We start from the raw sequence: 25,349 nt of genomic DNA on the forward strand, positions 1-25,349 counted from the left end.
ATCAGTTCTTCGGCCTCTTCGGCCGCCAGACCACCAGGGCGCTCGTCTGCTGCACATCCTGGTACGGCACCAGATCACGCCGGTAGGAGGCGTGTACCTGGGCCTCACGCTGCTGCATGGCGACCGCCGCGCCGTCCACCGCCGCCGAGAGCTCGGCGACGCGCTGCTGGAGCGCGGCGACCTGGTTCTCCAGCTCGATGATGCGCTTGATGCCCGCGAGGTTGATGCCCTCGTCCTGTGACAGCTGCTGAACCGTACGCAGCAGTTCGATGTCACGGGCCGAGTAGCGCCGGCCGCGCCCGGCCGTGCGGTCGGGCGAGACCAGGCCGAGGCGGTCGTACTGGCGCAGTGTCTGCGGGTGCAGGCCCGAGAGCTGGGCCGCGATCGAGATCACGTAGACCGGTGATTCGTCGGTCAGCTGGTACGGATTGCGTCGACGGCCGTCCATCTCAAGCTCCCTTCGCAGCCTGGAACAGCTCCGCCCGCGGGTCCTCCCCCGCGGTCGACTTCCGGTAGGCCTCCAGCGCGTCCTGAGCGTCCGCGCCGAGGTCCGTGGGCACGGACACCTCGACGGTGACCAGGAGGTCGCCCCGGGTGCCGTCCTTGCGGACCGCGCCCTTGCCCCGGGCCCGCATCGTACGTCCGTTGGGCGTTCCGGCCGGAAGCTTCAGGGTGACGGGAGGCCCGCCGAGGGTGGGCACCTTCACCTCGCCGCCGAGCGCCGCCTCCGGGAAGGTGACGGGCACGGTGACCGTGAGGTTGTCGCCCTTGCGGCCGAACACCGGGTGGGCGTCGACGTGGACGACGACGTACAGGTCGCCGGCCGGGCCGCCGCGCTCTCCCGGGCTGCCCTTCCCGCGCAGCCGGATCCGCTGGTTGTCCAGGACGCCGGCGGGAATCCTGACCTGCATGGTGCGGGCGGACTTCGCCCGGCCGCTGCCCTTGCAGACCTCGCAGGGGTCCTGGGCGATGAGGCCGCGGCCCTTGCAGTCCACACAGGGATCGGTGAGCGAGAATCCGCCGCCGGTGCCTCGCGACACCTGCCCGGTGCCGACACAGGTCGGACAGACCCTCGGGGTGCCGTTCTTGTCACCGGTGCCCGAACACGCCTTGCAGGGGGCCTGGCTGGACATCCGCAGCGGGACCGTGGCCCCGTCGACCGCCTCGGTGAAGCTGAGCGTCACCTCGGACTCGATGTCCTGGCCACGGCGCGGCTGGACGCGGGTGCCCGCGCCACCGCGGTTGAACAGTCCGCCGAAGACATCGCCCAGTCCGCCACCGCCGAAACCGCCGGCGCCGGCGCCCTGGCCACCGCCCGGGGCGCCCCCGAAGAGGTCGCCCAGGTCGAAGTTGAAGTTGCCGCCCGCACCGCCGGGACCCGCCCGGAAGCCTCCGTTGCCGAAGAGGGCGCGCGCCTCGTCGTACTCCTTGCGCTTCTTGGGGTCGCCGAGGATGTCGTTCGCCTCGGAGATCTCCTTGAAGCGCTCCTCGGCCTTGGCGTCACCCTTGTTGGCGTCCGGGTGGTACTCGCGGGCGAGCTTCCGGTACGCCTTCTTGACCTCGGCGTCGGTGGCGTCCTTGGGGACGCCGAGAACCTTGTAGTAGTCCTTCTCGACGAAGTCCTTCGTGCTCATCGACGTCCCTCCTTCCGGACGATCGGCCGTGCGGCCGGCCCTGTGGCCGACCGCACGCCCCGTCGGTGTTCACCGCTGTGGTCGGACGGAATGTCAGACCTCTTCGGTGCCACCGCTCTCCTCGTCGTCTGCCTTCTCTTCCTTCGCCGCCGCGGGCGTGGCGCCCGGCTGCGGCTCGGCCACGGCCACCCGCGCGGGGCGGATGGTGCGCTCCCCGATGCGGTACCCAGGCTGCAGGATCGCCACGCAGGTCGTCTCGGTGACGTCCGGCGCGTACGAGTGCATCAGGGCCTCGTGGATCGTCGGGTCGAAGGGCTCGCCCTCCTTGCCGAACTGCTGGAGGCCGATCTTCGCGACGACCGTCTCCACCGACTCGGCCACGGCCTTGAAGCCGCCGACGAGCTCGCCGTGCTCCCGCGCCCGGCCGATGTCGTCGAGCACGGGCAGGAGGTCGGTCAGGAGACCCGCCGCAGCGACCTCCTTGACCGTGACCCGGTCGCGCTCGACCCGACGACGGTAGTTCTGGTACTCGGCCTGGAGCCGCTGGAGGTCGCCCGTGCGCTCGTTGAGCGCCGTACGGACCTGGTCCAGCTGGGCCGTCAGGGCCACTGTCTGCTGTACGTCCCCGGCCGGGGCCGCCGCCTCCTCCTCGGAGGGGGTGGCGGCCTTCGGCTCGGCGTCGTCGGCATCGGCGCCGGAGGGGACGTCAGGCTTCTCGTCGAAGCCCGGAGTCTCCTCGGTCACGCCGCACCGCCCTTCGTGTCCTTCTCGTCGTCCACGATCTCGGCGTCGACGACGTCGTCGTCAGCGGCCTTGGCCTGGTCGTCGCCCGGCGCCTCGGCACCCGGCGTCGCACCCTCGGACTGGGTGTTGGCGTACATCGCCTGGCCCAGCTTCTGGGAGACGGCCGCGACCTTCTCGGTGGCGGTGCGGATCTCGGCGGTGTCCTCGCCCTTGAGCTTCTCCTTCAGCTCGGTGAGCGCGGTCTCCACCTCCGTCTTCACATCGCCGGGGACCTTGTCCTCGTTGTCCTTGAGGAACTTCTCCGTCTGGTAGACGAGCTGCTCGCCCTGGTTGCGCGACTCGGCGGCCTCGCGACGGCGGTGGTCCTCGTCGGCGTACTGCTCGGCCTCTTCGCGCATCCGGTTGACCTCGTCCTTCGGCAGCGAGGAGCCACCGGTGACGGTCATCTTCTGCTCCTTTCCGGTGCCGAGGTCCTTGGCAGCGACGTGCATGATGCCGTTGGCGTCGATGTCGAAAGCGACCTCGATCTGCGGCACACCACGCGGGGCCGGCGGCAGACCGGTGAGCTCGAACATCCCGAGCTTCTTGTTGTACGCCGCGATCTCGCGCTCGCCCTGGTAGACCTGGATCTGCACGGACGGCTGGTTGTCCTCGGCCGTCGTGAAGATCTCGGAACGCTTGGTCGGGATCGTGGTGTTGCGCTCGATGAGCTTCGTCATGATCCCTCCCTTGGTCTCGATGCCGAGGGACAGCGGGGTCACGTCGAGGAGCAGGACGTCCTTGACCTCGCCCTTGAGGACACCGGCCTGGAGCGAGGCGCCGATGGCGACGACCTCGTCCGGGTTCACACCCTTGTTGGCGTCCTGGCCGCCCGTGAGCTCCTTGACGAGCTCGGCGACGGCCGGCATACGGGTCGAGCCACCGACGAGAACGACGTGGTCGATCTCGGAGAGCTGGATGCCCGCGTCCTTGATGACGTTGTGGAACGGGTTCTTGCAGCGGTCCAGGAGGTCCGCGGTCAGCTGCTGGAACTGCGAGCGCGTGAGCTTCTCGTCCAGGTGCAGCGGGCCCTCGGCGGACGCCGTGATGTAGGGCAGGTTGATCGTGGTCTCGGTCGAGGACGAGAGCTCGATCTTCGCCTTCTCCGCGGCCTCGCGGAGACGCTGGAGAGCCATCTTGTCCTTGGACAGGTCCACGCCGTGCCCGTTGGCGAACTGCTTCACCAGGTAGTCGACGACCCGCTGGTCCCAGTCGTCACCGCCGAGGTGGTTGTCACCGTTGGTGGCCTTCACCTCGACGACGCCGTCGCCGATCTCCAGGAGGGACACGTCGAAGGTGCCGCCACCGAGGTCGAAGACGAGGATCGTCTGGTCGTCCTTGTCGAGCCCGTACGCCAGGGCGGCGGCGGTCGGCTCGTTGACGATACGCAGGACGTTCAGGCCCGCGATCTCGCCGGCCTCCTTGGTCGCCTGGCGCTCCGAGTCGTTGAAGTACGCCGGGACGGTGATCACCGCGTCGGTGACCTTCTCGCCCAGGTACGACTCGGCGTCGCGCTTCAGCTTCTGCAGGATGAAGGCGCTCATCTGCTGCGGGTTGAAGTTCTTGCCGTCGAGCTCGATCTTCCAGTCAGTGCCCATGTGGCGCTTGACCGAACGGATCGTCCTGTCGACGTTGGTGACCGCCTGGCGCTTGGCCACCTCGCCGACAAGCACCTCGCCGTTCTTCGCGAAGGCGACGACGGACGGCGTGGTCCTGGCGCCTTCGGCGTTGGTGATGACGGTGGGCTCGCCGCCTTCGAGAACGCTGACGACGGAGTTAGTCGTGCCCAGGTCGATGCCGACCGCACGTGCCATTTCAATTCCTCCAACTGACTACTTGAGTGGATCTGACTCAAGGATGCATGACAGCCACCCCGGAGTCAAAGGACCTGAGCCACTTACACTCAACTTATGTGCTCGGGCCCGCCCTGAGCAGGTATTTTCCGCGTTCGGGTGGTGAAAGAAGCCCGCCGCCGTCGCCTCGATCCGCGACACCGCGATGCGCGGCACGCCACACACACCCCACCCACCATCGCACCGTGGGATCGTTCTGTCACAAAATGCATCGAGACGGTCATACCGTCCCGTCATCGACTCCGGGCAGGTGCCATGCGGAACGCGAAGCAGACTGCGGAACGAAGGAGACGGCACCCTGCCCCGTCTGCGGCCAGGGTGCCCCGGCCCGCCACCGGCCCCTTCCCCGGGATCGCCGTCGCAACCGTGACGGCCCGGCGCGCCACCGGGGCCCTGACGTCCAGGGCCGCCAGGCGGATCACCGGCTCCCTGTCGGCCATGACGGCCAAACGGTCCCTGGACCTGACACTCGGCTCGGCGCTGCTGCTCCTGACGGCTCCCGCACTCGCCCTCACCGCGCTGGCCCTGGCCGTCCGGCCACCCCGCGACGGGGGAGGCGTACTGGAGCGCGAGACCCGGGTGGGCCTGGGCGGCCACCCGTTCGAGCTGCGCTCGCTGCGCACCCGACGGCTCCGGCTCGACCTGCTGTCCCGGCTGCCCCACGTCGTAAGGGGAGAGCTCTCCCTGGTCGGCCCGGCACCCCTCACCCCGGACGAGGCCGCCCTCCTGGGGCCCGCCGCCGGTCACTGGCGGCAGAGCGTCCGGCCCGGCCTGACCGGGCTGGCCCAGGTACGCGCCCGCTCAGGGATGCCCTGGGACGAACCCGCCCTCCTGGACGCGCACTACGCAGAGCATCATGGGACAGGGCTCGACCTGGCGATCCTGGCGCAATCCGTACGCATCCCCCTGCGTGCGGCGCTCCGCGGACTGCGACGTCCGGGGAAGGCCCACCTGAGCGACACAGATCACCGCCTTCCCGGCTACAGCGGGGCGGAATAAGTGGATAGTGTCAGCACAGACTGATTAAGTTACTGCTTAGTAATCGCTTGTACGCGCTGGATCCCACCCTCGCAGGCCCGAGGAGCCCCCAAATGCAACTCGCCGCGATCATCGTGTCGCTGGTGCTGACTGTCGTCGGCGTTGCGCTCATCGCCCGAGCCGTCGCGCAGATCTACCGGTTCGTCCGTCTCGGACAGCCGGTGCCGGCAGGCAGCCGCACCGACAACCCCAAGCAGCGCACGATCACCCTGGTCAAGGAATTCCTCGGCCACACCCGGATGAACCGGTGGGGGATCGTGGGCTTCGCCCACTGGTTCGTCGCGATCGGCTTCCTGACACTGCCGCCGACGCTGCTCCAGGCGTACGGACAGCTCTTCCAGGCCGACTGGGTGCTGCCGATCGTCGGCAGCTGGCTGCCGTTCGAGCTGTACATCGAGTTCATCGGCATCATGACCGTGCTCGGCATCGTGACGCTGATGGCCATCCGACTGCTGAACCTGCCCTCGCGGGCCGGCCGCAAGTCCCGCTTCGCCGGTTCCAAGGCCTGGCAGGCGTACTTCGTCGAGTACGTCATCCTCGTCATCGGCCTGGCGATCCTGACCCTGCGCGGTCTCGAAGGCGCGATCCACCACGTCGAGGGCTACGAGGCCGCGTACTTCGTCTCGTACCCGCTCGTGCTCGCCTTCAAGGGCCTCGCGCTCGGCACCCTCCAGAACCTCATCTACTTCACCGCGATGGTGAAGATCGGCGTCTCCCTGATCTGGATGATCACGGTCTCGCTCAACACCAACATGGGTGTCGCCTGGCACCGCTTCCTCGGCTTCCCGAACATCTGGTTCAAGCGGAACGCCGACGGCGAGGTCGCGCTCGGCGCGCTGCAGCCCATGACCAGCGGCGGCAAGGAGATCGACTGGGAGGACCCGGGCGAGGACGACACCTTCGGTGTCTCCCAGGTCGAGCAGTTCTCCTGGAAGGGCATCCTCGACTTCTCCACGTGCACCGAGTGCGGTCGCTGCCAGTCGCAGTGCCCCGCCTGGAACACCGGCAAGCCGCTCTCCCCGAAGCTCCTGATCATGTCCCTGCGCGACCACGCGCACGCCAAGGCCCCGTATCTGCTGGCCGGCGGCGGCAAGGACATGGAGGGCAACGAGAAGGCCTCCGAGGAGCAGCTCAAGGACGTCCCCGCCGCCGCACTCGCGGAGGCCGAGCGCCCCCTCATCGGCACCGCCGAGGAGAACGGCGTCATCGACCCCGACGTGCTGTGGTCCTGCACCACCTGCGGTGCCTGCGTCGAGCAGTGCCCGGTCGACATCGAGCACATCGACCACATCGTCGACATGCGCCGCTACCAGGTGATGATCGAGTCCGCGTTCCCGTCCGAGGCGGGCACGATGCTCAAGAACCTGGAGAAGAAGGGCAACCCCTGGGGGCTCGCCAAGAAGCAGCGCGTCGAGTGGACCAAGGAGGTCGACTTCGAGGTCCCGATCGTCGGCAAGGACGTCGAGGACCTCAGCGAGATCGACTACCTGTACTGGGTCGGCTGCGCGGGCGCCCTGGAGGACCGGGCCAAGAAGACGACGAAGGCCTTCGCGGAGCTCCTGCACATCGCGGGCGTCAAGTTCGCGATCATGGGCGGCGACGAGAAGTGCACCGGTGACTCCGCCCGCCGCCTGGGCAACGAGCCGCTGTTCCAGCAGCTCGGCCAGGAGAACGTCGCGATGCTGAACATGGCGTTCGGCGAGGACGACGAGGACGACTCCACCAAGAAGGCGAAGTCGGCGAAGAAGATCGTCGCGACCTGCCCGCACTGCTTCAACACCATCGCGAACGAGTACCCGCAGCTCGGCGGCGAGTACGAGGTCATCCACCACACGCAGCTGCTCCAGCACCTGGTGGACGAGGGCAAGCTGATCCCGGTGACGCCGGTCGAGGGTCTGATCACGTACCACGACCCCTGCTACCTGGGCCGCCACAACAAGATCTACACGCCCCCGCGCGAGATCATCGCGAAGGTGCCGGGCCTGCGGAACGAGGAGATGCACCGCCACAAGGAGCGCGGCTTCTGCTGCGGCGCCGGTGGTGCCCGGATGTGGATGGAGGAGCGGATCGGCAAGCGCATCAACAACGAGCGTGTCGACGAAGCCCTCTCCCTCAACCCGGACATCGTCTCCACCGCCTGCCCGTTCTGCCTCGTCATGCTGACCGACTCGGTCAACGGCAAGAAGAACGACGGCAAGGCCAAGGAGTCGATCCAGGTCGTCGACGTCTCCCAGCTGCTCCTCGAATCGGTGAAGACACCCGCCGACCCGGCGGGCGACGCGGAGACTGCCGACCAGCCGGAACCGGAACCCGTCCAGTAGCTGTCTCCCTCCACGGAAGCGGCCGGACCTGCCTCGGGGGCAGGACCGGCCGCTCCGGCGTTCCAGGGGTGCTGCCGGCCCGCCCACGGGTGGCGCGGGCCCCCCGGGGTTCCCCTAGGGGATGTCACAGCTAGGCCGCAATGGGCCCCGTGTTCCCCCGGCCCTCACACCGCACCCACACGGACCAGGTACGTTCGATGTGTGGCTGGATTCAGGATCGGACGCGGCCGGGACAACCGCACACCGCAACAACACCCGCAGCAGCAACAGCCGTACGGCGCGCAGGCATCACCGCCGCCGTACGGCGGGCAGTCGTGGCCCCCGGCAGGAGGCAACGGCGCACCGTACGGAGGCCCCCAGGGCGCCCCGTACGGCGGCGGGCACGGCGGCAACGGACACGGGGGTGGGCACGGGCACGGGCACGCAGGCGGGCACGGCGAGCCGGAGTACTTCGGCGACCCGCACCAGCAGCCCTCGCAGCAGGACCCGTATGCCAACGCCCCGGGGCACACCCAGGCGTTCAGCATCAACGAGGACCCGTACGGCGACGGCAACACCTACCAGGCCGGCCAGGCCCCCGCGCACCCCTCGGGGCCCAGGCTCCACTGGAAGCAGCTGCTGAGCGGCATCGTGATGCGGCCGGGACCGACCTTCTGGCAGATGCGCGACTACCCCGTCTGGGGCACCGCGATCGTCGTCACGTTCATCTACGGCCTGCTCGCGCTCTTCGGCTTCGACCAGGCCCGCGACGAGGCGATCCATGCGGAGGTCTCCACGGCCGCCCCGTACGTGATCTTCACGGGCGTCGGCTTCGTCATCGGCGGACTGGTCCTCGGCGCGGTCACGCACACCCTGGCCCGCCAGCTGGGCGGCACGGGCTCCTGGCAGCCGACCGTGGGCCTCTCGATGCTCATCATGTCGATCACGGACGCACCGCGCCTGGTCTTCGCCCTGTTCCTCGGCGGCGAGAACTCCCTGGTCCAGATCCTCGGGTGGATCACCTGGCTGGCCGCCGGAGCGCTGTTCACCTCGATGGTGAGCAAGTCGCACGACCTGCCGTGGCCGAAGGCGCTGGGCGCCTCCGCGATCCAGCTGATCGCGCTGCTCTCGATCATCAAGCTCGGAACGATCTGATCCGACGCGCGGGAAGGGCCCCGGTGCGATGCACCGGGGCCCTTCCCGTGTCTGTCCTGTGGCGGAGGTCCTAGGAGTCGAGGACCTGGCCCTCACGACGCACGACGGGCTTCTCGACGCTCCACGGGAAGTTGATCCACTGATCGGTCTTCTTCCACACGTACTCGCATTTCACGAGCGAATGCGGCTTCTCGTAGATGACGGCGCTGCGCACCTCGGCCACATGATCGATGCAGAAGTCGCGGACCAGCTTCAGCGTCTTTCCGGTGTCGGCGACGTCGTCGGCGATGAGCACCTTCTTCTGCGTGAAGTCGATGGCATTCGGCACGGGCGCCAGCATCACCGGCATTTCCAGGGTGGTCCCGACCCCGGTGTAGAACTCGACGTTCACCAGATGAATGTTCTTGCAGTCCAGGGCATACGCCAGACCACCCGCGACGAAGACCCCGCCCCGCGCGATGCTCAGCACGACATCGGGCTCGTAGCCGTCGTCGGCCACCGCCTGGGCCAGCTCACGTACGGCGTGTCCGAAGACCTCGTACGTCAGATTCTCCCGCACTTCACCAGCCATGCCGTATCACACCTGAGTCCGATGGAAGTTCATGAAAGAACGCGAGGCGGTCGGCCCTCGCTGGCCCTGGTAACGCGATCCGTAACGCTCGGAACCGTACGGGAATTCAGAGGACGACGTCAGCCGGAACATACACAGCTGTCCGATCTTCATTCCCGGCCAGAGCTTTATCGGCAACGTCGCCAGATTCGACAGCTCCAGGGTCACATGACCCGAGAAACCGGGGTCGATGAAGCCGGCCGTGGAATGCGTCACCAGCCCCAGCCGGCCCAGCGAACTCTTCCCCTCCAGCCGCGACGCCAGGTCGTCGGGGAGCGAGATGACCTCGTAGGTCGACGCCAGGACGAACTCCCCGGGGTGCAGGATGAACGCCTCGTCACCGTCCGGCTCGACCTGACGGGTCAGGTCCACCTGCTCGACGGCGGGATCGATATGCGGATAGCGGTGGTTCTCGAACACCCGGAAGTAGCGGTCCAGCCGCACATCGATGCTCGAGGGCTGCACCATCGAAGCGTCGAACGGGTCAATGCGAACCCGCCCGGCATCGATCTCGGCCCGGAGGTCCTTATCTGAGAGAAGCACGCACCGAGGATACGCAGAACGCGCGAGCCGACCCCAACCGGACCGCCCCGCGCGTGCCTGCCTCAGACCTCTTCCGCCCGCTAACGCTCCTCGAACACCACGGGAACCGCCTGCCGCAACCGCGCGCAGCGCGGGCAGCGGATGAGCCGCCCGGGCCCGATCCGCCCGGACCCGAGCTGCTGCATCGGGAACGACGAGGTAGCAAAAACGTGCCCTTCGGCACAGCGGACGACGGTGCGCTCCATCGACTCCATCAAGTCCCTTCCCCAACCAGCCATGGACGAGACCGCCACATTAGGGGATGAACGGGACGCCGCTCCAGGCGGCACTCCGCCCACCCACGCTACGCCCTCAACTCCCCCCGCCCGCACCCGCATCCACTGTCCGGAACGACACGCAGGCCCCACGGCGAACACGCCGGGGGCCTGCGATGGGGTACAGTGTGGGACGATGCACAGCCGATCATCGGTGCGCTTCGCGGGTGTAGTTTAATGGTAGAACATGAGCTTCCCAAGCTCAGAGCGCGAGTTCGATTCTCGTCACCCGCTCTTTTATGAAGGCCCTGGTCAGTGACCGGGGCCTTTCTTGTTGTCTAGACCTCTTGTCGAGTGCCCTCCGCGTGCCCCAACTCCCGACGAGACCGGTACTTCAGCAGCGCCCTCGACGCGTGAGAGCTGCACCAGGAGGGTCGCCGACACCCGCTGCGCGGTGACTTGAGTCACGCCGCCCGCCGTACGTGTTGACTGAGCGTGCCAGCACGTCCACGGCCCGCCTTTCAAGACGATGAGGATTCGTAGCGTGTCGGCCGACGCTGAGGTGCTTCTGAGCCAGACGCGGTCATTCACCAGCGAAGCTGATGCCACGTGGCACAGGGTGGGGCCCTCACAAAAAGCGTCCGGGGGGGGAGGTGGCAGATGCCGCTGCTGTCATGGAGGACGGTGGCACCCACCGGAAGCCCGCACTGCACAGGTCCGCAGGAGCCGGCCGCTGTCCCCGGAGTCCCAGTGGACAGCGGGACCGGGAAGCCAATCGCCTACGTACCGGGGCAGGGTCCCGCCCGGACCACGTACGCGGAGCGAGATCCGGTGCCGAGTACGAACTCCGTGATCCGAGGAATCGCTGGCTCCGTACATGAGCGGGTCAATCGGATCGGACAAGCACGGGACTGGCTCGGGCGATGGCAAGACAAGATGCAGGGGAGGCCCCAACGGCCAATTCGGGAACTGGACGAATGCTCCGGCGAATCCCTCGCGCAGTGGGCCCTGACGAACGTGCTGTACGCGCGCAAGCGGCCGGCACCGTCCTTCGGATTCGGGCTGGCGCCAGTGCTCACGCACAGCGTTGCAGCACGACGGCAGCGTCGGCTCCGGGGCGCACTGTTGTTGGCAACGCTGGTCTACCTGGGGAGCTCCCATCCACGAGGACTGGCAGCGATTGTCGCCGCCGTGTTGCTGTGGCAGTTCTTCACCGGGCGGGCGGGCCAGGCGATTCTGCGCTGGGGATTCAACGCACTCGTACCGGCCGTCCTTTTCGCTGCGGCGCTGTTCGCCCTCTGGACTTTCGCCAAACCGCATCTCCCGCTGCTGCGCGAGGCCGCCCTGGAAGGGTTACTGGTCGCGCCGCGTCTGCTGATCGCCGTCACTGCGCTTCACTTACTTGACCGCTGGGCGTGTCACGCTTACCTGCAGTCGCTACGCCTTGGCCGCGAACGCATCGCCACGCGTCCCTTCTTCGCACCGTTCGCCGGCAAGAGAATCACGGCGCACGAGGTTACTGAGCAGTGGCAAAGCATCGCGTACCGCAGGGAAGGCAGGGTGGATCGCTTCGTCGGAGCCGGCCTCGACTCGTGGCCGAAAGGGGCTACCCGTATCCAGCTCACGTCAGCCCGCACCAGTGAGGACGAAGAAAACGGCCCGCCCCTGGCTACAGCCGACTTGTCCGACCTTGACGCGAGTCAGAAATTCGAGGCGGATGAGTTGCTCGACAAGGTGCGCGACGAACTGGAGGAGCTTCGAGGAGCTCTCGTCGAAACCCATGCCCTACCCAATTGTGATGTGGCCGAGTTCCTCGGCATCCCCGAGGGCCGGTGGAAGAGCTTGGGCCTGGGCAGTGGAGGCGTCGGCGATAAGTCGGAGTGGCCGGAGGCCACTGAGATGTGCACCGAAGCCCGGGATGCGCCCACCGGTCACTTCTCCCGGAGATACCTCGCCGCGCAAGTCGTCGCCTGGGACGGTCAAATCGTCGTCACGGTCTTCGCGCATGCAGCCCTGGAAGGCAACACGCTGCACTTCGTCACCCGCCCCCACGTCCTGGCACCGTTGCTTCCCTCGGCCAACGTAACGCCCGCCAGGGGCTGGGATCTCGCCAGGAAACTGGCAGAAACACCACTTCATGCATGCGGAGATACCGTGGCGCTCGCGTCCCGGGTGTACACGACCATCGGGCGCGGACTCGGGCTGCTGACTGCTGTGACCATGGCCGCTGCCGCTGTCCGCGAGAAAGACGACGGCCGGCCGGTGAGTCTGAGAGAGCACTGCGGTCGGGAGACAACTGAGGACATGCACCAGACCGAGGACGTGCAGCGCTACGTGTCGATCCTGCAATCGCGGATGTTCAGCACGGTGAGCGCTTTTCTCGCCGACCACGGCCTGGCGACCGGCGAGTTCAAACGTCAGGCCATCGCCATTACCCAGAACTTCATCAGCGGCGACAACAACCAGGTCAACACCGGCAATATGGGCGGCGGCATGCAACAAGGCCCCGTGCCTGGCGGTCCGGCAAACAGAACCGAGAAGGCAGGTTGATCATGAGATTCGGTCGAGCAAACGCTGGTGGTGGCACCAACGTCACCGGCAGCGGCAACCAGGTCAACACCGGCAGAGTCGGTGGTGACATGCGCCAAGTCCACGTCTCGGGGACCGCAGCAGACGACCCCAGGCTGCTGGCTGCACAGACCCGGCTCGCTGAGCTGGTAGCTGCCCTCGACACATACGCAGACGAAGTGCACAGCATCGACAGTTGCCGCCAAGCCGTGGCCAGAATTGACGAGGAGCTACGGGAGCCGACGCCGGACGGGCGCCGCCTCACCGAGACCCTGGAGATGCTGAGCCTCGCGCTCGGGTCCGCCACGTCCCTGACCTCGCTCGCTGGTTCACTTCGAAGTGCGATCGAGGCACTTCTCGGCTGAAGACCTGGGGCGCCCCTTCGTGCTGCGAGAGAGCCGGTCGGCGGCCAAGCGTCACGGCTGCGTGGGCAGGGCCAGCAGGCCCTGCCCACGTCCACCTAATTCTTTCGTGGAACCGACCGGCGCGCTTCCGCCATTTTCCGACGGCCCTCCTGCACCAGGGCGTCGATGCCCGACGCAACCTCCCGCTGCCGTTCTCCATCAGAGTGCTGGTACACCGCGCCGCCTTCTCCGAGGACTGGCCGGCGCGGACCATCGTGTCCTTGAGCGTGGCGCCGGACTGGGTGGACAGGGTGTGCCCGGTGTGCCGGAGGTCGTAGAAGCGGAAGCCCTCCGGCAGGCCGACCTTGGTCCGAGCCCTGCGCCACTTGCGGCCGAAGGTGGACCGCCGGAAGGGGGCTCCCCTCTCCCCGACGAACAGGAGTCCGTCGGGTTCCTTCTCGGCGTACCAATCGAGGTGTCGCTTCACCTCGATGAACAGGAAGGCCGGGAGGAAGACGGTTCGCCTTCCCGCGGCCGACTTGGTGTCGCCTTCGACGCGACGCCCGGTGGTCAGCTCGGGTGCAGCGTCCCGAACCTTGACCGCGAGGGGTTCGAGGGTGACGTCGGGGCGCCGGAGGGCGGCCTGTTCTTCCGGGCGCATGGGCCCGTAGGCGCCGAAGTAGACCATCAGCCGCCACCTCGGTCCCATGGCAACCGTCTGGGGCGCCTCCTTCAAGGCAGGCACCGACGATGTCCGCGAATCCCCGGCCCTGGCGATCGCCGCCCTCATGCACCAGCGCGGCGCGACCATCACCGTCCACGACCCGCACGCCGTGCCTACGGCACTGCGCCGGCACCCGGAGCTCGACTACGCCGAAGCCCTCGACAACTCCGTCCAGGGCGCCCAACTAATCGTCCTGGCTACCGAGTGGCCCCACTTCCGAGAGGCAGACCCCAAGGCCCTCGCCCCACTGGTCGCGGACCCGGTCCTCGTCGACCTCCGCAACCTCATCGACGCCGACGCCTGGCGCATGGCCGGATGGACCGTACGCCAGCTCGGACGCCCCGCACAGGAATAACCGAACCCATCAAATCGGAGGTCCGCCGTGGACACCCTGTGGGACAACATCGAGAAGCTCTCCGCCGTCTGCCGAGCGGCCGGCGCCCACCTGCCCGACGAGGAGCTCAAAGCCCTCCAGGTCGGCAAGGTCGCGGAGGAAGCCGGCGAGGCGATGCACGCCCTACACGGCCTGAAGGGCCTTACCACCTGCGGCGACGACCACACCTGGTCCGAGGTCCAGAACGACCTGGTCGGCGCAGTCATCGCGGCCCTCCCGGCCATGCACTACATCGACTCCACAGGCGCCCGCGCCACCTTCGACGAGATCCTCCACCGGCGCACACGAAGGGGCCGCGAGACCACTGCTGCGGCCTGACGGCCGGAAGTGGCTGTCGACCGCGCTCGCCTGGAACGCGGCCTGACAGCCACGTCCGGCACACAAGCTGCGGCAGACGCCTTTCCCCAACAAGGCCCGAAAGGAGGCCCAATGGCCCTATGATGTGGCGATTTCCACGTTCGGGACGAGGGGGAGCGATGTTCGAGACGACCAAGGTCACGGCTGCAAGTGAGGACGTCATCGTGGAAGGACTCGACCTACTGGTGTCCATCGACGACACCGAAACCCCGGCCAGCACAGGAGAAATGGGCATCTTCGGGCGTCGAACCGAAGAACCCTCGGTCCGACGGATCCCCGCTGGCATCCTGCGTGAAAATCTCCAGCGCACCGTAGACACCTTGCAACAGGTACTCGCAGGTCTCAGTTCGACCGAGGACGGTATGCGGTTGCAGCAGGCTCAGGTTTCCTTCGAAGTCACCGCGACTGGGGGAATCGCCGTAGTGGGGACATCGGCCCAAGTGGGCGCCAAGGGAGCCATCACGCTGACCTTCGGCCCCTGATCCTGCGGAGACCGCGATGAATGGCTCCTACCGCGCCCTACTTATCGGCGTACCGACCTACCTCGACTCCCACATCGACCCTCTGCCCTTCGTCACGGATGACATCGCAGAGCTGTCGGAGGTGCTGTCCGACATTGGGTACGACGTGCACACCCACGACTTCGCAGAGACCGACCGGGAGAGCATCGACCACACCATCGAAGCCTTCTTCCAAGGCGCCTCTCAGGGCGAGACCCTGCTCCTCTACCTCAGTGGCCACGGAATCCACCACGACGGCAAGGACTACCTCGTCCCCAAGGGCGCTCGGACGACCTCCCACGATTTCCGTGGCAAATGCCTCTCGCTCGACTTCAGCGGCTACGTTGAACGCAGCGAGGCAGGTGACGTGGTCGTGTTTGTGGATGCCTGCCGTGAGGGCATCGCCCTCAGGGAGATGTCTGTCGGCAACGCCATCGGCTGGTCCGACATGCGAGTGGTTCGCGCCGGCACGCGCCATTACAGCCACGTATACGCGTGCTCACCCGGAGAGCGCGCGCGCTACACCCGTGCGGGAAACAGCACGTTCAGCATCTTCTCCCGCGCTCTCAGCACTGTCGTAGCGGATGAGGCGGGTGCAAGCACGCTGCGCGAACTCAAGGAACAGCTGCAGAGCGCGACGGACGCGCTGACCGCCGAACACAAACTGCCTCGCCAGCAGATCAGGGTACGTACCGAGACGGAGACCGACGACTTCGCCGTATTCGTTCGGCCCGACCGCACCGCACTCGGGGCCGGTGGGGAGCACCCGTGGGTGACCGTGGCCCGCAACCATCCGGCGTGGAAGCAGATCGGCGACGCCCCCGGTGCCGAGGCCATGCGCGCGACTGCCGTGACTCTCGTCGCCCAGATCGCCCCGCGCGCCGCCCGGGACGAGGCGGCGCTGGTCGACGACCCCTGGCGGCCAGTCGACTTTGCCGAACGGATGACCGGCGCGATCGGCTGGCTACTATCGAAGGCTCTCAACCCGGAGAAGCTGGATCTCTCCCCTGCCGAGGCCGCCCTCCTGGTTGCCGTGCCCTACCTCTACGTTTCGTGCGCGAACCGCGCCGCGGTCCAGGCACTGGAGGTCCAGCCCACCAACCTTGCGCAGTTGCCCGGTCCAAGTCCCGCCCGAGCAAGCTATGAGCAGCACTTCAACAACCGGGAACGGCTCGTACGCCGCGCCGAACTCGTGGAGCAGTCGTCTGACGAGGACGGCTATTCGGCCAGCATCGCCTGGTGGCTGTTCCGCCGCTGGCTGACTACAAAGCCCGGCGGATTCCAGGAAAAGATTCTCACCGACCTGGTCGGCCCTGTGGAAAGCTTGCTGGACAACGTGCCCGCCGGAACGGACCGCAAGCTTGTCGCCGAACTGTTCGAGCTGAACACACTGCCGATGCTGCTGCGCTCGCTGCGCACTTCGTTCGACTCCACCACCATCCGGTCCAAACGCCAGCTGGCGGGCGGCGCCGAAGTAGAGCAGCACGTACGCGAGCAACTGCTGGTCGTTCTGGTGACGGTGGCGCATCACCTAGCAATGGACCCTATCCTGCTGTCGGACGTCGTCGTGGAGCACCTGGGCATCAACTACTCCGTGCGAATGGACCAGCTGCACCGCACGATTCAGACGGCCCGCTGGGACCAGCACGGTCGCACCCGCGTCCTCAACGCCACCTGCCACCATCCGGCGATGGGCCTGGCTCTCCAGCAGCAGGCAGCAGCCTTGGACGCGCTGCTCGGCACGGTCGACATCCAGGCCGGCGGTGAACCCCAGATGGAGCCATTGCAGGACCTGCCGGCGCATGCCACGGCCGACCAGGTGAGACCGGCCCTCACGGCTGCGGGAAAACTGGCGTACGAGACAACGGACCTGCGGTTCCGTCTCGCCGACGACCGTATCCAAAAGCTGCTCATGGGCGAACAATTGTACGGAGATTCGGGGTTGGCGATTCGGGAGCTCTACCAGAACGCCCTGGACGCCTGTCGCTACCGAGAAGCCCGCACTCAGTATCTGCGCTTGCGGCACTCCGGTGTCGCCCCCTGGTCAGGGAGCATCACTTTCAAGCAAGATGTGGACGAGCGCGGCCGTGCTTATATCGAATGCACCGATAACGGCATTGGCATGGGGGAACGTGAACTCCGCGAAGTCTTTGCCCACGCCGGTATGCGCTTCGCCGATCTTCCCGAGTACCTGGACGAACAGGCCGAGTGGCGCGCGGCCAACATCGAACTACACCCCAACAGTCGATTCGGCATTGGTGTGCTCAGCTACTTCATGATCGCTGACGACGTCTCGGTGATCACCTGCCGCCTGGACCGCCAAGGTCACCCAGGACAGCGCTTGCAGGTCGACATTGCCGGACCCGGTTCGCTGTTCCACATTCAGGATCTGGGGCGGGGGTATGAGGCGGGCACGACCGTGCGCCTGTATCCGCGCTCGTCCGGCAGGCTTCCCTTGTGTACAGACCTGTTGCGGCGCCTGCTGTGGATCTCCGAGTACTCGGTGGTGGCACAGGACACGGAGACCCGATTCGAGTGGAAACCGAATATTCTGTCGCCCATGGCCCCGTTGGGTGCGGGAGACCCGCATGCCGGCGACACGGTACGCCCTGACGACATCGGGGTCGATGACACGACGCGGCCGGATGTCTGGTGGACCACCAGCATGGGCGGTGTCCTTGCGGACGGCGTTTGGATCGGCTTTCCACTGTTCGGAGCTGTGGTCAACCTCACCGGAAGGCACGCACCTCAGCTGACCGTTGACCGCAGGCGCACGTTGGCCCTAGACGAGAGCCACGTCATTCAGCGAATGCGCGAGGAGATTCCGTCGCTGCTGCGGGAGGACGGCAACGTCTTCAGCCTCAGCTGGTTGTCGGAGTTGGTCGCCCACCATCACGCTCTAGCGGACGAGATAGCCGAGGCCGCGGTGGACTGCCGGTACAGCCCCTGGGGGGCAGGCGGGCTGGAACTGGACATCACCAAATCGGGATGCTTCACGCTGGACACGCAGATCATGAGCGGGGATTTCCTGTTGGGCCAGCGCAACATGAGTACCTCATCCGTTGTCACGTGGCGGGCCAAGGCCGCAGCGGCCGCCGGGGCATTCCCCGGGGTCACACTCACCGACCCCGAATCGGTAGTTCTCGCAAGGCCCACCGACGTCGGTCTGCTCAAGGAATCGGTCGTCGACGATAATCTCGAGGCCAGGTTCAGTTCGCAGAGATTCTATGCGGAGGAGTGGCTGCAGCCCGAAACCCCGGTGCCTCTGGGTCATGTATTGGAGTTCGCGCGCTCGGTGGGGTGCACTCCAGGAGAGGCAACAGACAGGCTCATGGCACTCGGCTTCAGGCTTGAGGACGATGTGGTGCTGCCCGAGACCGCCGCGGTTGATGACCTGGTCATACTCAGCCGGGACCTCGATCAGATCCCACCATGGCTGGATGCTGCCGTCCCTGTTCCGATGGGGCACGTGATGGCAGCTGCCGAACAAACAAAACGCCCCCCGGCCGAGGTGGCCGCTCGGCTCGCCGAACTCGGGCTGAATCTCGTCGAGGGAGCGATGCTGCCGGAGACCGCCGAACGCATTGACGTGGCTCTCCTCGGCCGGCCAACTCCCACAGGGCAGCGGCGATGGTTGGATCCAACCGTTCCTGTTCCGCTGGGGCATGTGCTGGCGGTAGCCGAGCAGACAGATCGTCGCCCAGCGGAGGTGGAAGCCAGGCTCACCGGACTCGGCCTGCGGCTGGAGGATGGGGCTGCGCTGCCGGCTGTCGTAAAGCCCGACGACCTAATCATCTTGCGTCATGGACTCCACAAGAGCTCTCCGTGGTGGGAAGTCTGTCGTCCGGTACCGTCGGCACACGTGCTGGTAGCCGCCCATGTCGTGGACCGGTCGCCTCAAGAGGTGGCGTCCAGACTCGTACAACTCGGCCTGCGCCTGCAAGAGGAGGCTGTGCTGCCCCCAACGGTGACACCCGCAGATCTCGCCCTGCTCACCGCAGGCACCGATGAGCGGAGGAAGAAATGGCTGAGTTTCAAGAAGCCAGTCCCGCTGGGCCATGTACTGGCGGTATCCGAGCAAATGAAGCTTCGTCCAGCGGAGGCAGCGGCCAGACTCGTGGAACTCGGCCTGTGCCTTGTCACGGGCGTGGTGCTGCCGGAAGTCATCCACTTCAACGACCTCGAAATCCTCAGCGACGGGCAGAGAGCGAGTAGGCGGTGGCTGGATGTGGCCAAGCCGGTCCCCATGGGCCATGTACTGGCCGTGGCCGAGCGGACGAAGCTTCGTCCAGCGGAGGTAGCGTCCAGATTGATGGAGTTCGGGCTCTATCTCGCGGAGGGGACGGTGCTGCCCGAGACTGCTGGGGTGGATGATCCGGCCATCCTGAGTGTTGACCACGATCGAGTTGCGCCATGGCTGGACAAGTCAGCGCCGATACCAGTGAGCCATGTACTGAATGCGGCGGCCCGGCTGGGGCGCCGTCCCGCAGAGGTAGCGGCCAGACTGGCGGCCCTCGGATTCCAGGTGGCGGACGGAGCACTACAGCTAGGGCAGATTGAGCTCGAGGATCTCCGGATGTTTGGTGAGCACGGATTCGTGGACGAGCGGAGCACAAGGACGCCGATTCAACTAGGCCAGATCTTTGAGGGTGCCATTCTCACTGAACGTCCCCTGCCGGAGGTGGCCCGTCGCTTGAGTGAAATCGGATTCACTTTGGCCGAAGACGCAATCTACACCCACGACTAGCTTCCAAGAGCTGGAGGCTCCGCACGAAGACTGATGGCGGCATGGAGGCCGGACGCGCTCAGCAAGATGCACGCCAAGCCACTCAGCGCACGCCGACCGTGCCCTATCCGTGCCCAGCAGAGCGGACAACAGCGGTCAGATACGGCTCTCAGAGACCGGGGGCCATTCACCTGCCCGCTGCAAAACCCCAGTTCAGGTCCCCTCTGGCAGCCCAAGAACCGTTGATTCCCAAGCTCAGAGCGCGAGTTCGATTCTCGTCACCCGCTCCATGAAAAAGCCCCAGGCCAGCGGCCGGGGGCTTCTTTGTTGTCTGGACCAGTTCAGGTATCTCGTGCCACATCCGTGCCAGATGCCTGGTCATCAGCGGTTTCGCGCCGAGCCCGGACGAGCTGGTCGAGGCCGACCGCCACCTCGCGCTGCCGGTCGAGGTCCGAGTGCTGATAGATGAGCGCAGCCCGTTCGGTCGACTGCCCCGCGCGCACCATCGTGTCCTTCAGCGTGGCGCCGGACCGGGTCGTCAGGGTGTGCCCGGTGTGACGAAGATCGTAGAAGCGGAAGCCGTCGGGAAGGCCCGCCTTCGAGCGAGCCGCGCGCCACTTCCGCCCGAAGGTGGAGCGGCGGAACGGCTTGCCCTTCTCACCCACGAACGGCAGGCCGTCCGCGCCCTTCTCGGCGTACCAGTCAAGGTGACGTCGAAGGTCGGTCCGCAGAAAGGCCGGCAGGACGACGAGCCGTTTGCCTGCTTCCGACTTGGTGGGCCCTTCCGCACGCTTGCCCGTGGTCAGCTCCGGGGCGGCCTGCCTGACGCGGACGGTGAGGTTGCCCAGGTCGATGTCCTTCCGGCGCAGCTCTGCCTGTTCCTCGGGATGTAGAGGGCCGTACGCGCCGAGGTAGACCATCAGCCGCCAACGAGGGCCGAGGGCGTCAGCGAGCGCGTCGACCTGGTCGACGGTGGCGACGGGACGTTCGGCCGCGGTCTCCTTTCCGGCGCCCCGGATGCGGCAGGGGTTGCGGCGGATCAGTTCATCCTCGACGGCGGTCTCAAGAATGGCCTTGAGGAGCCGATAGCTCTTGGCGACGGTGGTCTCGGCCCCGGTGGTGTCGAGCCGTTCCGAGCGCCAGGACCTCACGCGGGGCGCGGTGATCTGGTCAAGGTCCAGGTCCTCGAAGGCCGGCAGGATGTGCAGCCGCAGGAGCCGCCGGTACAGCTCCTCTGTGGTCTGGGAGAGGCGGCGTTCCTTCACCCAGAGAAGGGCGTACTCCCGGGAGCCCACCGCACCGGCATCCGGATCCTGCCAGTCACCGCGCCTGATCTCGGTCTGCTTCTCAGCCAGCCAGTCGTCAGCGTCACGAGCAGTCTCGAACGTCTCGGGCGCGGGTCGCATCAAGCCGTCCGGGCCCGGATACCGAGCCTGGAAGCGTCCCGAAGGCAGCTTCCGCACCGCCCCGAACGTACGGCGCTTGCCCTTCTTGTTGGCCATCAGGCGGCCCTTCCGTAGCGGGAGCGACGGCGGCGAATCGGCTGGACGGTGTTGCCTTCGATGTACGCCTCCAGGTCGCTCGCCTTGATGCGCACGCGGCTGCCGACCTTGACGAAGGCGATTCGGCGTTCGGCTATGAGGCGGCGCGGGAAGCGTGCGGTAGTACCGAGGCGTTCGGCGGCTTGGTCGACGGTGAGCAGGGGGTCAGTCACGACCGGTCTCCTTCCAGATCAGCGAGGGCATAGCGGGCGGTCTCTCGGTTGAGTTGCAGGCTTCTGGTGATCGAGGCGGCGAGGACGGATTCGCCGGGGCTGTGACCGTGTCCGGCGTACTGCCAGTCCGTGAGAACGAGGACAGTCGGGTCTTGGTCCGGGTCGGGCAGGCCGAGTTCCTCGCGCTGCTGGGCGGCGCGGTAGTCGGCGCGGACCTGGCGGAGTGCACCGAGGGTGGTGGAGTAGCGGCGGGACTTGGAGGAGAAGTGGCCGCGAAAGCCGAGCATGTGAGCCCAGGCCCTCAGCCGCCGGTCGGGGTAGAGCGGATCGAGGTCGAAGCAGGCTTCGATGAGTCGGCGCGGGTGGTCGGGTACGTCAAGGAGGACCAAGGCCTCGCGGTTGCCGACGCGGCGGTCGATGGTGCCGGTGGTCTCGGCAGCTTTGGTGGCGTACTTGGCGACGTAGGAGGCGACGGCTTGTTCGGTGATGTCGGTCCCGGCGTCGAAGGCGCGAATGGGTCGGATATCGAGCTGGGTGCCCCAGCGCAGTTCGCGGGCGGGTTGGCCGGCGGCGGCCGGGACGCTGATGGTCGTGTACGCGTGCGCGACGGCCGCGCGGATGGAGTCGTCGAGCAGCTGCACCGAGGCCCAGAAGGGCGGCGGGCTGTCGGCACCCTCCGGGCCGTCGAGGCGTATGACCGCGTGGAAGTGAACGGCACCGCGCTTCTGGAACTCGGCGACCTTGCCGTACGAGACCCGCGCCACTTCTTTGAGTTCGCGCTGGGTGAGACCTGCGCGGGCGGCGATCTCGCGGCGGAGCCGGTTGGTGAAGCGCTGCCACAGGTTCCCGGCGTAGTTGTTGAAGAAAACCGCTCCCGCGTAGTCGTACGCCTCCGGGTCGAGCGGGGTGCCAAGGGTGTCGTCGTCGGGGCGGTGGGTGGTGCCGCAGCGGCAGCGGCTGGTGTCGGGGCGGTTGTGGACCGGGCCGAAGGACGGGGCGGTGAGCGTGGCGAAGACGCGGGGGTGGTCGCGAACAGTGGTGGGGACGTCCTTGTCCTGGTCGCCCGCGAGTCCGGCGCGGATCAGGTGGTAGGTGTCGGCGGAGTAGGTCCAGGCGCAGGCCGGGCAGCGGGAGGCACGGCGGTTGCCGCAGGCGACGCGGAGCCGTCCGCCGGGCTCGGTGTCGGTGGAGTAGCGGTGCAGGGTCTGGCCGGTGGTCTTGTCCTTGGTGAGGGTCCAGCCGGAGAGGTGGATGGGGTTGGAGCAGCCACCTGTGCGGCGGATCTGGTCCTGCCAGCGGTCGAAGCCGGTGGACCCGGCCACCCGCAGCATGTCGCCGAGGGTGGCCGGGTCCAGACCCGTGAGGATCGTGTCCGTCACGCGTGCTCCCGCTGGACGACCGGAGCCGGGGCCGGGTGAGCGTTGTGGGCTCCCATCCCGACCACCTTCGACCCAGGCAGAGCCGAGCAGTCGCGGCCCAGGGCGTCAAGGTCGTTCGTACAGTGGCGCGCTCCACCTTGACGCCCTGAACCACGCCCGCTCCACGGTGTGTGGGTCGAAGGCGGACGGGATGGGAGCTGGGGCGGGTGGTGGGTTAAGGAGAGCGGCGAACGCTGCCGCCTCACCCACTGAGACACCACCGACCTTGGTGCGCCAGTTCGGGCGGTCGCTCCCTCTGCCACACTGGGCCAGCCGTCGAAGGGTGGCGTCAAGGGGGTGGGCCGTGGGAGCGGCTTTTGGGGCTATGGTGCTCGGCGCGCTGTTCGTAGCGATCGCGCTTGCGCTGACGGGTGCCGTACTCGGCATCCATGCGCTGATCCTCGGACGAGTCCCCGGCCGCTGGCTACAGCGGCACGTCAGGCGGCCAAGGCTGTGGGGGGCAGGCGCCCTCCTGCTTGTATGGGGCGCATTCTGGTCTCCGAGTGCCGCTGTCATCGGAGTGGGAGTCGTCGCCATCGGCTACGTACGGACACCGGCGTCCTGAACGGGTCCATCTGGCGATGAGATCAGCGGCTGACACCAACGGGCCCGATCGTTGGCGAATCCCGGCGGATTTGCCCGGCAGGTAGGCGCAGCACGGGACCCCATTGGCCATGGTGCGTGGTGCCGATAGACCGACCTGATAAGGATGAGGCCACACGTTCAAGTCCAGGGCTCCTCGCCATTGGACCATGCCTGGTGGAGGACGCAAGCGCCTGTAAGGATCAAGCCGTGAACGAGACTTCGATTCCCGCAAGATTGAACAGGGCCCTCGACTGGGCAGGGCTGCCCCTGTCCGCTCTCCTTCTTGCGATCGGCATCAGGGACTATCGCGATGGAGGGTCCGTGGGCTGGCCAATCGGCGGGACGGTGCTTGTTCTGGTCAGCCTCTGGGTGATCTACCGCGGGAGGCCTTGTCTGCGCTGACCGATCCGGCTAGAGCTACGGATCAGAAGTTCCCCGTGCCACAACCGCGCCAGATGGGGCGGGGAGTCACGGGGAACTGCGGCTGCTGGCAGGGACCACGGCCAACAGACGCCGAAGTCGGTGTCCCGCAGGTCAGAGCCCAAGTCGCCCCACCTCGCTCCTAAAGCGGTGGTACACCGGGGGTGGGATCGTCCCAGGATGGCGAACGCACAGCTACCCCAGGGCTGGACCCTTGAGCAGATCCGCGATGTATCCGGCGACCACGAGGCTGTCGTCCTGGATCCAAACCGAACGGTAAAGTGGACCGCAGTCGCCGGAGCCGACGAGCCGATGCAGCCAGAGATCGTGCTCGGCTTCCACAACCTGTGCCTCGTGAAGCCTGTCCATGACGATGACTGGTACATGGGCAGCCTGTACGACGACGGCAGCATCGACTGTTGGTCTGCCTACGGCGATCTACATGAGGCACTACGTGGCCTCTAGAGGCACGGACTGAGTGTCTAACTGCGCTACAACGACCCCGCACCAAGCCGGACGTCCACGCACTCTGACGAACAGCTTTCGCAGGTCGACGAGGTACGAGCGCAGGCCGCGGAGCCGATTGCATTGCTTCGGGACGAAGAGGCCGCTTCGTTAAGGTGCTCGGTGCGGCAGGATGTCGCCTCATGCACCACGGTAACCACGAAGACGACCTGCCGTCGGCGCTTCGGGACGCGCAATCGACCTCCTGGGCAGTGAGAGCTGCCGCAGGTCGCCGTCTCGCAGCCTGGCCAGAGCACGCCAAAGTGACCCCGGCCCTCCATCGACTGTTGCTGGATGAGCACGACACCGGCGTCACACAGGAGACTGCCGAAGCCCTATTGGAGCGACGGGACCTTCCCGGTCTGCGGGCCGTGCTGCATGCACTCTCGCAGGCACATGTCGTGGACACCGCGGACCAGCTTTATGCCGAGGTCAGCTGTGACCCGCGCTGGACCGCTGACGACGGAGCTACACAGATGATCGCCCAGCTGTCTACGTTGGCACGCGATAGGGACCCAGGAGTCCGCGACGAAGCCCTCCATATTTTGCGATCCACAACGACTCAGAACGTCGCTCATCCCGCCGATTGGGCCCCCTCGTGAGCCGCACCCGCAGCGTGCCAGATGCGTGCCAGATGAGACGGTGAACCCCGGTCAACACCGGGCATCTCATGGCCATCGGGTATGAGTGACAGCGGACGATCTACCCAGGTCACGGCTGCAGGCGGGCGCAAACGAGCGGTGATTCCCAAGCTCAGAGCGCGAGTTCGATTCTCGTCACCCGCTCTTTGACGAAGGCCCTGGTCAATGACCGGGGCCTTTTGCTTGCCGTCCAACGACACCGGCCGCAGCCTCACTCGCTATGGACAGCCGGAGAGCGACCGTCCCCAGGTCTCCCCCCGGAGCATGCGACCGCGAGCGTCAAG

At 66.8% G+C, this 25,349-nt stretch carries 19 protein-coding genes, 1 tRNA gene and 1 pseudogene; 11 read left to right on the top strand and 10 right to left on the bottom strand.

Features of this window, described 5'->3' with window-relative positions; genetic code table 11:
- Window position 1 precedes the first annotated feature (1 nt).
- From ACIBCU_RS15895 to dnaK, 4 genes are all read right to left on the bottom strand, one after another.
- On the bottom strand, window positions 2–448 hold the full coding sequence (locus ACIBCU_RS15895; RefSeq protein WP_362943508.1) for a heat shock protein transcriptional repressor HspR: 447 nt from the start codon (window positions 446–448) through the stop codon (window positions 2–4).
- A gap of 1 nt (window position 449) precedes the next feature.
- Window positions 450–1,634 carry a molecular chaperone DnaJ gene (dnaJ, locus tag ACIBCU_RS15900; RefSeq protein WP_399231871.1) on the bottom strand — a complete coding sequence of 395 codons (1,185 nt, stop codon included), beginning with the start codon at window positions 1,632–1,634 and terminating at the stop codon, window positions 450–452.
- 93 nt (window positions 1,635–1,727) lie between these two features.
- Complete coding sequence (grpE, locus tag ACIBCU_RS15905; RefSeq protein WP_362943502.1) at window positions 1,728–2,378, bottom strand: nucleotide exchange factor GrpE; 651 nt, start codon at window positions 2,376–2,378, stop codon at window positions 1,728–1,730.
- Window positions 2,375–4,231 (bottom strand): molecular chaperone DnaK, encoded by a 1,857-nt coding sequence (gene dnaK / locus ACIBCU_RS15910; RefSeq protein ID WP_362943499.1) that lies wholly within the window; start codon window positions 4,229–4,231, stop codon window positions 2,375–2,377. Before dnaK ends, grpE begins: the two co-directional genes overlap by 4 nt.
- A 294-nt stretch (window positions 4,232–4,525) precedes the next feature.
- Between dnaK and ACIBCU_RS15915 the strand changes: the two genes are divergently transcribed.
- The 3 genes from ACIBCU_RS15915 (at window position 4,526) to ACIBCU_RS15925 (ending at window position 8,763) form a co-directional block, all read left to right on the top strand.
- Window positions 4,526–5,269 (top strand): sugar transferase, encoded by a 744-nt coding sequence (locus ACIBCU_RS15915; RefSeq protein WP_399231874.1) that lies wholly within the window; start codon window positions 4,526–4,528, stop codon window positions 5,267–5,269.
- A 92-nt stretch (window positions 5,270–5,361) separates the two neighbouring features.
- Window positions 5,362–7,629 carry a heterodisulfide reductase-related iron-sulfur binding cluster gene (locus ACIBCU_RS15920; protein WP_399231876.1) on the top strand — a complete coding sequence of 756 codons (2,268 nt, stop codon included), beginning with the start codon at window positions 5,362–5,364 and terminating at the stop codon, window positions 7,627–7,629.
- Between the two features lie 201 nt (window positions 7,630–7,830).
- A complete protein-coding gene (locus ACIBCU_RS15925; protein ID WP_362943419.1) occupies window positions 7,831–8,763 on the top strand; it encodes a Yip1 family protein in 933 nt (310 codons plus the stop codon).
- A gap of 70 nt (window positions 8,764–8,833) precedes the next feature.
- On the opposite strand, the gene ACIBCU_RS15930 is transcribed toward ACIBCU_RS15925, so the two are convergent.
- Both ACIBCU_RS15930 and dcd read right to left on the bottom strand, forming a co-directional pair.
- Window positions 8,834–9,334, bottom strand: a complete 501-nt coding sequence (locus ACIBCU_RS15930) for a phosphoribosyltransferase (protein ID WP_356709419.1) — start codon at window positions 9,332–9,334, stop codon at window positions 8,834–8,836.
- A gap of 6 nt (window positions 9,335–9,340) precedes the next feature.
- On the bottom strand, window positions 9,341–9,916 hold the full coding sequence (dcd, locus tag ACIBCU_RS15935) for a dCTP deaminase (RefSeq protein ID WP_099173424.1): 576 nt from the start codon (window positions 9,914–9,916) through the stop codon (window positions 9,341–9,343).
- Window positions 9,917–10,393: 477 nt separating this feature from the next.
- Between dcd and ACIBCU_RS15940 the strand changes: the two genes are divergently transcribed.
- The 3 genes from ACIBCU_RS15940 to ACIBCU_RS15950 all read left to right on the top strand — a co-directional run bounded on the left by ACIBCU_RS15940 (window position 10,394) and on the right by ACIBCU_RS15950 (window position 13,103).
- Window positions 10,394–10,464 (top strand) — tRNA-Gly (locus ACIBCU_RS15940).
- A gap of 555 nt (window positions 10,465–11,019) precedes the next feature.
- Complete coding sequence (locus ACIBCU_RS15945; protein WP_399231879.1) at window positions 11,020–12,720, top strand: hypothetical protein; 1,701 nt, start codon at window positions 11,020–11,022, stop codon at window positions 12,718–12,720.
- A gap of 2 nt (window positions 12,721–12,722) precedes the next feature.
- Window positions 12,723–13,103: a hypothetical protein gene (locus tag ACIBCU_RS15950; protein WP_353784919.1), complete on the top strand. Its 381-nt coding sequence runs from the start codon at window positions 12,723–12,725 to the stop codon at window positions 13,101–13,103.
- Between the two features lie 95 nt (window positions 13,104–13,198).
- Here ACIBCU_RS15950 and ACIBCU_RS15955 read toward each other — a convergent pair.
- Window positions 13,199–13,794: pseudogene (locus ACIBCU_RS15955) on the bottom strand (tyrosine-type recombinase/integrase); the annotation flags it as partial.
- Here ACIBCU_RS15955 and ACIBCU_RS15960 point away from each other — a divergent pair.
- The 4 genes from ACIBCU_RS15960 (at window position 13,790) to ACIBCU_RS15975 (ending at window position 19,804) form a co-directional block, all read left to right on the top strand.
- Window positions 13,790–14,161 carry a UDP binding domain-containing protein gene (locus tag ACIBCU_RS15960; protein ID WP_399231881.1) on the top strand — a complete coding sequence of 124 codons (372 nt, stop codon included), beginning with the start codon at window positions 13,790–13,792 and terminating at the stop codon, window positions 14,159–14,161. The pseudogene ACIBCU_RS15955 and the gene ACIBCU_RS15960 overlap by 5 nt on opposite strands.
- A gap of 27 nt (window positions 14,162–14,188) precedes the next feature.
- The gene (locus ACIBCU_RS15965) at window positions 14,189–14,518 is read left to right on the top strand and encodes a MazG-like family protein (RefSeq protein WP_399231883.1); all 330 of its coding nucleotides are present in this window, start codon (window positions 14,189–14,191) and stop codon (window positions 14,516–14,518) included.
- A 158-nt stretch (window positions 14,519–14,676) separates the two neighbouring features.
- Window positions 14,677–15,039, top strand: coding sequence for a hypothetical protein (locus tag ACIBCU_RS15970; protein WP_399231885.1), 363 nt, complete (start codon window positions 14,677–14,679; stop codon window positions 15,037–15,039).
- Window positions 15,040–15,055: 16 nt separating this feature from the next.
- On the top strand, window positions 15,056–19,804 hold the full coding sequence (locus ACIBCU_RS15975) for a caspase family protein (protein WP_399231887.1): 4,749 nt from the start codon (window positions 15,056–15,058) through the stop codon (window positions 19,802–19,804).
- Window positions 19,805–20,124: 320 nt separating this feature from the next.
- Here ACIBCU_RS15975 and ACIBCU_RS15980 read toward each other — a convergent pair whose 3' ends face one another.
- From ACIBCU_RS15980 to repSA, 3 genes are read right to left on the bottom strand one after another with little or no spacing between them, the layout of a single operon-like run.
- Window positions 20,125–21,285, bottom strand: a complete 1,161-nt coding sequence (locus ACIBCU_RS15980) for a tyrosine-type recombinase/integrase (RefSeq protein WP_399231889.1) — start codon at window positions 21,283–21,285, stop codon at window positions 20,125–20,127.
- The gene (locus ACIBCU_RS15985; protein WP_399231891.1) at window positions 21,285–21,497 is read right to left on the bottom strand and encodes a helix-turn-helix domain-containing protein; all 213 of its coding nucleotides are present in this window, start codon (window positions 21,495–21,497) and stop codon (window positions 21,285–21,287) included. Before ACIBCU_RS15985 ends, ACIBCU_RS15980 begins: the two co-directional genes overlap by 1 nt.
- Window positions 21,494–22,876: a replication initiator protein RepSA gene (repSA, locus tag ACIBCU_RS15990; protein ID WP_399231893.1), complete on the bottom strand. Its 1,383-nt coding sequence runs from the start codon at window positions 22,874–22,876 to the stop codon at window positions 21,494–21,496. The genes ACIBCU_RS15985 and repSA overlap by 4 nt, the downstream gene beginning before the upstream one ends.
- 1,224 nt (window positions 22,877–24,100) lie before the next feature.
- Here repSA and ACIBCU_RS15995 point away from each other — a divergent pair.
- Window positions 24,101–24,385 carry a hypothetical protein gene (locus ACIBCU_RS15995; RefSeq protein WP_399231894.1) on the top strand — a complete coding sequence of 95 codons (285 nt, stop codon included), beginning with the start codon at window positions 24,101–24,103 and terminating at the stop codon, window positions 24,383–24,385.
- Window positions 24,386–25,349 lie beyond the last annotated feature (964 nt).

This window comes from Streptomyces sp. NPDC051064 (assembly GCF_044455985.1).
In the GTDB taxonomy this organism is placed as follows: domain Bacteria; phylum Actinomycetota; class Actinomycetes; order Streptomycetales; family Streptomycetaceae; genus Streptomyces.

Bases quoted from the DNA above. Each gene is read 5' to 3' on its own strand.
- ACIBCU_RS15895 (WP_362943508.1), bottom strand. From the start codon at position 448: ATGGACGGCCGTCGACGCAATCCGTACCAGCTGACCGACGAATCACCG.
- dnaJ (WP_399231871.1), bottom strand. From the start codon at position 1,634: ATGAGCACGAAGGACTTCGTCGAGAAGGACTACTACAAGGTTCTCGGC.
- dnaK (WP_362943499.1), bottom strand. From the start codon at position 4,231: ATGGCACGTGCGGTCGGCATCGACCTGGGCACGACTAACTCCGTCGTC.
- ACIBCU_RS15915 (WP_399231874.1), top strand. From the start codon at position 4,526: ATGCGGAACGCGAAGCAGACTGCGGAACGAAGGAGACGGCACCCTGCC.
- ACIBCU_RS15920 (WP_399231876.1), top strand. From the start codon at position 5,362: ATGCAACTCGCCGCGATCATCGTGTCGCTGGTGCTGACTGTCGTCGGC.
- ACIBCU_RS15930 (WP_356709419.1), bottom strand. From the start codon at position 9,334: ATGGCTGGTGAAGTGCGGGAGAATCTGACGTACGAGGTCTTCGGACAC.
- ACIBCU_RS15950 (WP_353784919.1), top strand. From the start codon at position 12,723: ATGAGATTCGGTCGAGCAAACGCTGGTGGTGGCACCAACGTCACCGGC.
- ACIBCU_RS15960 (WP_399231881.1), top strand. From the start codon at position 13,790: ATGGCAACCGTCTGGGGCGCCTCCTTCAAGGCAGGCACCGACGATGTC.
- ACIBCU_RS15970 (WP_399231885.1), top strand. From the start codon at position 14,677: ATGTTCGAGACGACCAAGGTCACGGCTGCAAGTGAGGACGTCATCGTG.
- ACIBCU_RS15975 (WP_399231887.1), top strand. From the start codon at position 15,056: ATGAATGGCTCCTACCGCGCCCTACTTATCGGCGTACCGACCTACCTC.
- ACIBCU_RS15980 (WP_399231889.1), bottom strand. From the start codon at position 21,285: ATGGCCAACAAGAAGGGCAAGCGCCGTACGTTCGGGGCGGTGCGGAAG.
- ACIBCU_RS15995 (WP_399231894.1), top strand. From the start codon at position 24,101: ATGGCGAACGCACAGCTACCCCAGGGCTGGACCCTTGAGCAGATCCGC.